General features: G+C 33.3%; 1 protein-coding gene. It reads right to left on the bottom strand.

The genetic code is table 11. From position 1 onward, the window contains the following. Positions 1 to 111 precede the first annotated feature (111 nt). Positions 112 to 859, bottom strand: a 748-nt coding sequence (locus EZH24_RS12780; RefSeq protein WP_272897905.1) for an ATP-dependent DNA helicase, incomplete at its 5' end; no start/stop codon positions are given.

Genomic DNA, 859 nt, shown 5'->3' with positions numbered 1-859 from the left:
TATGTCGATTGATTTGTAAATAAAAATTATTTTCTTAAAATTTATTTAAAACTTATCTAAAAAACAGCGTCTATAATATGAATTAAAAAATATGCCAATAGTTTAATTCGCTTACAGCGGGCAGTCTCCAAAAAATTTATTCATATCTTCAAAAATTTCCTTCATATTCGCTTTTAATACTCTCGCTTTCGGAAGAGATTGAATGAATTTCCCGCCGTAGTTTTTTCCGTAAAGTCTTCTGTCTAAAACGAATACGACTCCTCTGTCTTCTTTGCTTCTTATGAGTCGCCCGAAACCTTGCTTGAATTTTATAACGGCGAGTGGCAATGCGTAATCCATAAAAGCGTTTCCTCCGTTTTCTTCAATATATCTGTATCTACCTTCGCTTATCGGGTCGGTTGGAACGGCAAAAGGAAGTTTAGGAATTATTACGACTTCCAAATTCTTTCCCGAAACATCTACTCCTTCCCAAAAAGAATCGACTCCAAAAAGAACATTATTTGAAGACGCTTTAAACATATCGAGCAAAGTATGTCTATGTATCGAAGAAGTTTGAGCCAACGCGTTTATATTTTTTTTCTTCAATTCTTTTTCCGTGCTTTGATAAACACTCATAAGAGAAGAAAAAGATGTAAATAATATAAAAGTTCTTCCGCCCGTTATGTCGCATATTTTAAGCAAAACTTTTGAAGTAAAATCGTTGAAAGTTTCGCTCGCCACATCGGGCATATCCGTAGCGATATAAAGCCTCGCGTTTTCTTCGTAATTGAAAGGAGATTCCAAATAAATTTCTATTTTTTTATTTTGTTCTATATAATCGAATCCGAGTCTATTTGAAAAGAAATTAAAACTTTTTGAA

The organism is Brachyspira catarrhinii (genome assembly GCF_005518285.1).
GTDB lineage: Bacteria > Spirochaetota > Brachyspiria > Brachyspirales > Brachyspiraceae > Brachyspira > Brachyspira catarrhinii.
Note: the sequence above shows the minus strand (reverse complement) of the source record. Positions and strands in the feature narration are given on the sequence as shown.